Source organism: Streptomyces sp. NPDC001393, from assembly GCF_053597455.1.
In genome coordinates this window covers 1-8,384 of record NZ_JBSFIH010000115.1, presented here as the reverse complement: position 1 = coordinate 8,384, position 8,384 = coordinate 1, and the positions used below count along the sequence as shown (strand labels likewise).

Sequence of the window (8,384 nt, the reverse complement as noted above, 5' to 3'; positions counted from 1 at the left end):
CCACGCACGCGGAGAATGCGGCCAAGGCGGCCGACGACGCCGCCGCCCACGCCGGACAGGCTGCGACCGCCGCCAAACAGTCCGCCGCGCACGCCAAGGAGGCCAAAACGGCCGCCGACGCCGCCAGCGCCGCGGTCGCCAAGGCCCAGAAGGTCCACGACCTCGCCGTCCGCATCGACGCCGAGCAGCTCACGGCGCGTACCAATGAGGCCATCGCCCGCGCGAAGGACCTCAAAGCGCAGGAGGACCAGCGCACCGCGGCCCAGCAGGCAGCCGTGCAGCAGGCCAAGGACCTGCAGGCCGAGGCAGGCAAGCTGGCCGACCAGGCTGCCCAGCCCGGCGCGGACCCGGCGAAGATCGCTCCCGAAGCCCGCAAAGTGGCCCTGGCGACCGCGAAGACCGGCCGCCCGTGGAGCCAGTCCGCGGCCCTGGTCGCCCTGGCCGGCTCCGATACGGACGCAACCGCCTACATCCGCACCGGCCGCCAGGAGGCCAGCGGCCAGGACGATCGCCAGGACGTCGGGCACCTTGCGCTAGTCGCCGGCTCGGCCGACGTGCGCGCCGCCGCCGCCAAGGCGCTGGAAGGCGACGACTCGGCGGTGAGCGCGTTTCTGGCCAGCGGCCAGTACGAGGCGATGAAGCAGGACATGCGCCTCGTCGTCGCCCGGACCATCGCCAACGCGGGCCCGATCGAGCAGCAGGCCGGCCGCACCGCGCTGAATGCCGACACAACCGACGCCCTGCACCAGTTCATCACCACCGGCGACCCGCTGGCGCGCACCCAGGACGAACGCGTCCGCGCCGCCCAGCTCTCCGACACCAATAACAAAAACAACGGCGCGCAGGTCAGGGCCGCAGCCCGCATCGCCCTCGAAGGCCCGTCCAGCCTGCTGCACGCCTTCATCACCGTCGGCCAGTACAAAGCGCAGCGCCAGGACCAACTGGGCGCCACCCACGAAGCCCAGATCCAGCAGCTGATCGCACAGGCCGCGGGCATCGCCGCCACCGCCCAGAAGAACGCGGCCGAAGCGGGCAGGGCAGCAGCCACCGCCGCAAAGGCAGCGGCCGAAGCCGAGGGCTACCGCAGACAGGCCCAAGCAGCCGCCAACGACGCCCAGAAGTACGCCAACCAGGCCAACGGCTACGCCAACCAGGCCGAACAGTCCGCCAAGGACGCCGCCGCATCGGCCAAGACCGCCCGCGGCGCACAGCAGGACGCCGAAAACGCCGCAGCCGACGCACTCGACTCCGCGACCTACGCCCGGTACTCGGCCGACTCCGCACGTAGCTCTGCCGACTCGGCTTGGACCGATGCCCAGCAGGCCCGCGCCTCCGCCACGGCAGCAGGTAAGGACGCCACGGCCGCCGCGCAGGCGGCGACGGAGGCCTACCACACCGCAGTCATCAAACAGCAGCAGGAAGCGGCGCGGTTCCGGCAGTTGGTCGAGGAACAGCGGAAGAAGAACAGCCAGCAGGACGATGACGGCAGCTGGGTACCGGGGTGGCTCAAGGACACCGTCAACACAGTCAGCCCCTATGCGAAGGCGCTCTGGGACAACAGCCCGCAACTCGCGGCTGACCTGATCCAGAGCGTTGGCGGCGCCTTCCTAGCGGACACGGGAATCGCGGAGGGCATCGTAGGCGGAGGCGGCGGACTCCTGCTGTGCCCCGAGACGCTGGGTGCTGGCTGCATCGAAGCAGTCCTGGCGGTCGGCGGTGGTATAGCCCTGACCGGAGCTGGCCTCGACCTGGCCAACGACGGCGTCCACCGCTTCAGTGACGACCTCGACCAAGCCCTCCGCGAAGCCCGGGAAGAACGCCCTGCGAAAGAGACATGCACCCAGTGCTTCGTGGCCGGCACCAAAGTACTCATGGCCGGCGGCCCTGCGAAGAACATCGAGAGCATCAAGGCAGGCGACACAGTAGTCGCTACCGACCCGCTCACCGGGAAGACCGCGCCGCGCAAGGTCGCACGACTGATCATCACCGACGGCGACAAACACTTCGACGAACTCACCCTCAACACACCCGACGGAGCCCGCAAGCTCACCGCCACCTACGAACACCCCTTCTGGAACCCGACGGAAAAGCGCTGGGTCAAAGCCCATGACCTCCGAGCCGGATCCACCCTGCTCAGCAGCGACGGAAGCACCGTCCGTGTCCAGGCCAACCGTGCCTTCGACCGACGAGTACGCACCTACAACCTCACCGTCGAAGACCTCCACACGTACTATGTACTGGCAGGAAATACGCCGGTCTTGGTGCACAACAGCAACTGCGATCTCGTCGGCCCATCGAGAGCCACGCATATTCTTGATGGCGACGCCACCGGAGGCGGCCATCGATACCCTGGGGCGCCTGGGAAGACTCCGTTCCCTCAGGGATGGAGTGACGAACAGATCCTGAACAACATCTCCGAGGTGGCCACCAATCCGAAGTCGACGTGGACGTGGCAGAAGGGCGCTGAGGGTTCTATTTTTACGAAGAAGGGCCTGCCCTCTAGGGTCGCGATTGTCGGCACGGTAGACGGCGTGCAGCTGCGTGTGATCTATGAGCCTGCAACTGACACGATCATCACGGCGCATCCCTGGCCCTAAGGCATGGCAAAGTAAGCGCGGTAATCATTGACTGTACGGCCCCTGGCTCCGGCTAGGGGCCGTGCGGCGGAAGGAGCTTGGGCAAGATGAGCGAAGTATTTAATGCCGTCAATCGGGAGGCATCGTGGGATCGGGCGAGAAACGCTCTCGAAGCCGCAGCCGCTCTTCTTGCGCCGGGCGAATCGAGCGAGGCCCTGGTTGAATTTCGAGACTTTATCGCTCGCAACGAGTTGGAGCTCGCATTCGATGAGCTCGTTGCGATCGGGGATGACCTGGAGTTGGATATCAGGTTCTGGTTGCTGCTCGATTCTGCAGCTCGCGAAATGCGGCTGTATTCGGCGGCGCTAGATGTTCCGCACCTTACGAGTGCGGATCTTTGCAGGCGCCATATCGCGGTTCATTCGGAGTCGTCGGCCTGATAGGAAAAGCACCTGCAGAAACCCAAAGGCCACGCCGGAGCGAGTCGTTCCCGCGTGGCCCTTGGACGCTTTGACCGCAACGCCAGCGGCCCCAGCTTGCGCTTTTGCCAGACGGCGACGGTCGAGGTGGCGATCAGGTGCTCGAGCTGGTCGGCGGTCAGGACCGCGTCCGCGGCCGGGTGGGCCCCGCGGTCGGCGACGTCGGCGCCGGGGTAGCCGATCGGGTGTTCGAAAGGCGGCTGCCGGATCCCGCCGAAGGCCCGCTCGACGGCGGCCTTGTCACGAGTCGTCCACTGCACCCGATCAGCACGGTCAGCATGGTGTTGTCCGGGTGACGCACCCCTTCCACCCGTTGTGCGGGCGGGAGTTCACCTTCGTGGACTGTCGCCTGGCCTGGGACGAAGACCGGGTCGCGCTCACCGACGAGAACGGGGAGTTGGTCTCGCTGCCTGCGGCGTGGACCGATGTGGACCCGGTCGAGCCGTTCGTCACGATGGCTGCGGGCCGCTGTCCGTTCCGCGTGAGCGACCTGCTGGCCGCCGCCGAGTTGATCGAGGCCCTGCGCGCGGGCGTCGCGGGGATGATGCCGCAGCCGTCGCCTGATCCATGCCGTGGGCGACGGAGTGGTTGATCAGCGGCGTGCGGAGGGAGCCAGCCGGAGCACTTCTGATCTGCTGGTTTGCCTCCGCGCGCCCTGCTGGTGGCCTTGGCTGGCCGGGGTGTCGGCAGGAACCTGGTGACACGGCCGGACACTGGGGAGGCGGGCGCGATGACAGTGGCAGCGGAGGATCCGAAGGTGGCCGCGCTGGCGGCGTCCAGGTCACTCAACCCGCATCCAGAGAAGGTCACCGACGAGGTGTTCCTGGCGTCCCCGTTCTGCGATCCGCGGTGTGAGTGGGTGGTGTGGTGGCGGTGGTTGGGTGTCAGCGGGTGGTCGGGTATGTGGCGGTGTGCGGGGGTGTGTAGGTCGTGGGTTGTTGTGTAGTGGCCTTACGAGACCTGGTGATGTTGGCTGTTATGGGGTGACCGGGCTGCTGCCACAGGCTGCATAGCAGGGTGGTGGTTGGCTGTCATGGGGTTGCCCATTCCTGTGTGTGGCCTGCCGGGTGGGGGTGTGCTGGCGGGTATGGGTGAGGAGTTGCGGCTGGCGCGGGGTGTGGTGGTGCGTCGGTTGTTGGCGGTGGATCAGGGTTTGGGGTCGGTGTCGTCGCTGCATGTGCGGGTGATGGCGGAGGCTGCGGGGGTCACGGTTCGGACGGTGTGGCGGTGGTTGTCCGAGGCGCGGGAGGGCCGGTTGGAGGCGGTGGCGCGCAGGGACAGGTTCACGCTGGATGACGGGTTGTGGGCGGTTCTGGCGGAGGTGGGCGGTAACGTCGCGGCTTTGCACCGGCGGATGACGGACGGCGCCTCGCCTGAGGGTGTGCCGTCGCTGGGAACGTTGCATCGCGCGGTGAGCCGGGACCTGCGTGCAGGGCGGGCGCTTGAGGTGGCGAGGCCGTCTCGGAATCGGGTCGAGGCGGGCCGCTATGACCGGGTCCTGGCGGAGCTGAAGTTGCAGCGGGCGGGTGAGGGCTTGCCGGTGGTCGATGCGGATCCGGGAGTGCCGGCCACTGTCGGGCCGGACGTGGAGGGCGCCGCGCTGTCGCGGGGCGGGGTGCGGCTATTCGTGCCGGGCGCGCGTGTGGTGTCGACGGGTCCGGTTGCGGCGGTGGTGGAGGCTGTGGGGCATACGGCGGCGGCGCGCGGGATCGGGTGTGTGTTCGGGGAGCCTGGGGTGGGGAAGACGGTGGCGGTGCAGCAGGCGCTGCATTTGCTGCCTTCCCGGGTGCCGGTCTGGCGGGCTGTGGTGGGGGTGAAGCCGGGCCTTCCTCAGATGCGCGCGTCGCTTTGTGAGGCGCTGGGGCTGTCGGCAGGTTCTCTGTCGCACCGTGCACAGCCGGCGGATCGCGCTCTGGGGGAGGCGCTGCGTCGGCCTGGGGTGTTGTTCCTCGATGACGCGCAGCGGCTGTCGCCTCCGCTGCTGGACTACCTGCGGCTGCTGTGGGACGAGCCGGGCACGGCAGCGGCGCTGTTGCTGTGCGGGGCGGGCGCGGAGCGAGTGATCGCCCGGGCGCCGGCGTTGCGGTCACGGGTGTTGACCTGGCACCAAGTCCCCGGGCTGGACCAGGAGCGGCTCACGGAAACGCTGGCGATGTTCCATGACGTGTGGGAGGGCGTGGATCCGGCCGATGCGGGGTGGGCGGATGCCACGGTGGCGCGGGGCAACTTTCGTACCTGGGCGAAGATCACCTCGCACGTCTACGCCATGTCCAAGCGCGGCCAGGACGTGACGGTGGATCGTCCCTTGATCGAGCAGGCCTGCGCCCGGCTGGGCCCCTACCCGTGACGGTCGGCGGCACGGGAGTGGAAGGGGAGGGGCCATGACCAGGCGGCAGGGAGCCGATTCCATGATCAGTTCACCCGGGGCGGATGACCCGCCGCTGGACGCGGCCGGGCTCCAGGGTCCTGCTCTGGCCGCGCTGCGCGGGCCTGCTGTTCGGCAACTGCTTCGGCTGCGGGCCCAGCGACGGCTGTCGCGAGGGCATGTGCGCCTTGCGGGGGAGTGTTTGGGAGTGTCGGAGCGGACGGTGTGGAGGTGGCTTGCCCAGGCCGAAGCCGAGCCCCGCATGGCGGCCGGGCCGGGGGCGAGATCGGTGAACCGGTTCGAGATCACCGCCGAGATCAGGGTGTTGCTGGCGTACTGGCGTGGCAACGCGTCCGCGGTCCACCGGCAGTTGGTCGTCCGTGCCCGGGCAGCGGACGGGGAGCAGGCCACTGCGGTGCCGGGTGGGGCGCCGGCGGAAGCGGTACCGGTGCTGGATCCGGTGCCTTCGTTGTCGACGTTCCTGCGTGCGGTGCGCCGTGACCTGACCGCAGGTGAGCGCGCAGCTCTGGCCCGGGGGCCGGAGGCGGCCCGGGCCCATGATGTGTTCGGGCGCCGGCCGCGGCTGTGGCGGAACCATACCTGGGAGGCCGACCATGTCCAGGCCCCGCTCCTGGTGGATGCCGACGGGGATCTGGTGCGCCCGTGGGTGACGTGGTTCATCGACGTCGCGACCAAGACGATCACCGGGACGGCCGTCACCCCCGGTCATCCGTCCCGGGCCTCGATCCTGGCCGCGCTGCGCGCCGCCATCCTGCGCAGTGGCCCGTACGGTCCGGCGGGCGGCGTCCCGGAAGCGGTACGCATCGACAGAGGAAAAGACTTCCTGTCCAGGACGGTCCTGGGCGTATTCGGGACTCTCGGTGCCGAGGTGGATGACCTGCCCGCTTACAGCCCGCACCTGAAGGGCACGGTGGAGAACCTCAACCGGTGCGCGGACCGTATGCTCTTCGCTGTCCTGCCCGGCTACACCCTCACCCCCTCGCCCCGGCGCGCCAAGAAGGAGGCCGCCGACTCTGATGCGCCCCGGCCCCTGACCTTCACGGAGTTCACCGCCGAGGTCCTGGCCTGGACGACGTGGTGGAACACCGAGCACCGCCCCCACGGCCTGACCGGCCAGACCCCCATCAAGGCATGGCAGGCGGATCCCACACTGCTCTCCGACATCCCCGAGGCCGCTCTGTGGGCTCTGATGCTGGAGGACGACGGCCGGGTGCGGAAGCTGACCAGCCACGGCGTGCGCTGGCGCGGCCGCGACTACGTCGGCGCATGGATGGCCGGCCAGGCCGGCCGCAGCGTCCGTATCCGCTACATGCCCCATCACGATCACGAGATCGAGGTCTTCGACCCCGCCGGGCACCACCTCGGACCCGCCCACCTCGCCGACGCCGCCACCCCCGAGCAACTCGATGCCCTGCGCCGTACCCGTACCGCACGAGCGCGCCGCCTACGCGAGGAAGCCAAGAAAGCTCAGGCCCTGCGCCGGCAGCGTTTCGCACCCACCACCACACCCACATCCCCGCAGCGCCTGGGCACCGTGACGGCAGCCGAAGCCGACCACGAACTCCAAGCCGCCGCCCGCAGCGACATGGCTGCCCTCGCCCTCCCCGACCTGATCCCGCCCGCACCGCCACCCGAGGACTGGAACACCCCACCCAGCCTGCGCCCCACACACGGGCCCCAGCCCGCCGGCGGCGAGGAGACACGATGACCAGCCAGCTGCCCCCACGGCAGACCGACCACTACACGCAACTCCCCGACGCCGCAGTCGTGACAACGCGCTCCCTGCTGACCGCCAGGGAGAACATCGCCGACACGATCGAGGCCAGGGCCATGATGTGCCTCCACGGCCCGGCCGGCGTCGGTAAAACCCTCGCCGTCAACGTCTGTCTGCGCGAGCTCGAACGAGCCCGTGGCGAGGAGGTCTGCCGGATCACCTTCCGGGCCCGCCCCACTGCCCGTGCGGTGCGCCACGAGCTCTTCGCAGCGCTCGGTTTGCCGGGCGAACCTCCGCGTCACCCATCCGAGTTCGACCGACTGCTCCTGGACTCGCTGGCGACCCAGCCGCGTACGCTGGTCGTGGACGAAGCTCAGTGGCTCAATCGGGAGACGTTCGAGTACTTCCGTTTCGTCTGGGATAATCCGTACTCGCAGATCGCGATCGTCTTCGCCGGCGGTGAAGACGCGCACAGCGTGTTGCGGAAGGAGCCGATGCTCTCCTCACGCATCTTTATCTGGCAGCACATCACCAAGCTCACGCTGGCGGAAGTTCAGCAGGTCATCCCGCTCTACCATCCGATCTGGGCGAAGACCGATCCTGAAGACATCGCCTTCGCCGACCGCCACGCAGCGCACGGCAACTTCCGCAACTGGGCCCGGCTCACTGCCCACACCCTCACAGCGCTCCAACGGACAGGCCGTGCCAACCCTGACCAGGAAACACTCCGCTGGGCCTTCAGCAGACTCGGATGAACTTGGCGTTGCCTCAGGAAGCTTGCCCAGCTGCCGCGTTGTGCGACCGCTCCGAGTTCACCCGTACGGGAGGTGCCGGACACGGTTTCCTCGGGCCTACTCTCTACGGTGGCCGCCGGTTCCGGGCGCCGGCCGCTGCCACGCGGCTCCACTCGCCCGGTGACAGCGGTGCGGAGATCCCGTTCCGGGAGCCGTGATCTTTTCCAGAATTCATCCGCAGCACATTTTGAAGCAGACAAGACCGCTCCCCTGCACAGCAAGCCTGGCCTCCCGAACCAGTCTGCGACTCTGACGGCCAGTCACCCGTCTCCCCCCACCCTTGCTGCCCGCCCGGGCCGCCAGGCCCGCAATCGTGCCACGCGAAGCGTGGCACGCCCAGTGACGCGGAGCGGCAACACCGCGGTGCGCACCCGGCCGAGCGGGGCCGGGTCGGTGCCGGGCCGGAAGCACCCGGCGGGCAACCGGCGCAGCACG

The 8,384-nt window shown here is 68.9% G+C and carries 8 protein-coding genes; 7 read left to right on the top strand and 1 reads right to left on the bottom strand.

The genetic code is table 11. The features are described from left to right. The 5 genes from ACWC2T_RS45240 to ACWC2T_RS45220 form a co-directional block, all read left to right on the top strand. On the top strand, window positions 1–2,597 hold a 2,597-nt coding region (locus ACWC2T_RS45240; RefSeq protein ID WP_450676120.1), incomplete at its 5' end, for a polymorphic toxin-type HINT domain-containing protein. Between the two features lie 86 nt (window positions 2,598–2,683). Beyond that, window positions 2,684–3,016, top strand: coding sequence for a MafI family immunity protein (locus tag ACWC2T_RS45235; RefSeq protein ID WP_450676119.1), 333 nt, complete (start codon window positions 2,684–2,686; stop codon window positions 3,014–3,016). A gap of 137 nt (window positions 3,017–3,153) precedes the next feature. Beyond that, window positions 3,154–3,351 carry a hypothetical protein gene (locus ACWC2T_RS45230; protein ID WP_450676118.1) on the top strand — a complete coding sequence of 66 codons (198 nt, stop codon included), beginning with the start codon at window positions 3,154–3,156 and terminating at the stop codon, window positions 3,349–3,351. After that, window positions 3,348–3,647, top strand: coding sequence for a DUF5372 family protein (locus tag ACWC2T_RS45225; protein ID WP_450676117.1), 300 nt, complete (start codon window positions 3,348–3,350; stop codon window positions 3,645–3,647). Before ACWC2T_RS45230 ends, ACWC2T_RS45225 begins: the two co-directional genes overlap by 4 nt. 495 nt (window positions 3,648–4,142) lie before the next feature. After that, window positions 4,143–5,402 carry an AAA family ATPase gene (locus tag ACWC2T_RS45220; protein ID WP_450676116.1) on the top strand — a complete coding sequence of 420 codons (1,260 nt, stop codon included), beginning with the start codon at window positions 4,143–4,145 and terminating at the stop codon, window positions 5,400–5,402. Window positions 5,403–5,472: 70 nt separating this feature from the next. On the opposite strand, the gene ACWC2T_RS45215 is transcribed toward ACWC2T_RS45220, so the two are convergent. After that, window positions 5,473–5,601, bottom strand: coding sequence for a hypothetical protein (locus ACWC2T_RS45215; protein WP_450676122.1), 129 nt, complete (start codon window positions 5,599–5,601; stop codon window positions 5,473–5,475). On the opposite strand from ACWC2T_RS45215, the gene ACWC2T_RS45210 reads away from it, so the two are divergent. Both ACWC2T_RS45210 and ACWC2T_RS45205 read left to right on the top strand, forming a co-directional pair. Further along, window positions 5,560–7,149, top strand: a complete 1,590-nt coding sequence (locus ACWC2T_RS45210; RefSeq protein ID WP_450676121.1) for a transposase — start codon at window positions 5,560–5,562, stop codon at window positions 7,147–7,149. The two genes, ACWC2T_RS45215 and ACWC2T_RS45210, sit on opposite strands and share 42 nt — an antisense overlap. After that, window positions 7,146–7,910 carry an AAA family ATPase gene (locus ACWC2T_RS45205; protein WP_450676115.1) on the top strand — a complete coding sequence of 255 codons (765 nt, stop codon included), beginning with the start codon at window positions 7,146–7,148 and terminating at the stop codon, window positions 7,908–7,910. The genes ACWC2T_RS45210 and ACWC2T_RS45205 overlap by 4 nt, the downstream gene beginning before the upstream one ends. Window positions 7,911–8,384: the final 474 nt, after the last annotated feature.

What these genes read in the sequence shown, in the direction of transcription:
- ACWC2T_RS45215 (WP_450676122.1), bottom strand. Translation starts at nt 5,601, where the DNA reads ATGCCCTCGCGACAGCCGTCGCTGGGCCCGCAGCCGAAGCAGTTGCCG.
- ACWC2T_RS45235 (WP_450676119.1), top strand. Translation starts at nt 2,684, where the DNA reads ATGAGCGAAGTATTTAATGCCGTCAATCGGGAGGCATCGTGGGATCGG.
- ACWC2T_RS45205 (WP_450676115.1), top strand. Translation starts at nt 7,146, where the DNA reads ATGACCAGCCAGCTGCCCCCACGGCAGACCGACCACTACACGCAACTC.
- ACWC2T_RS45220 (WP_450676116.1), top strand. Translation starts at nt 4,143, where the DNA reads ATGGGTGAGGAGTTGCGGCTGGCGCGGGGTGTGGTGGTGCGTCGGTTG.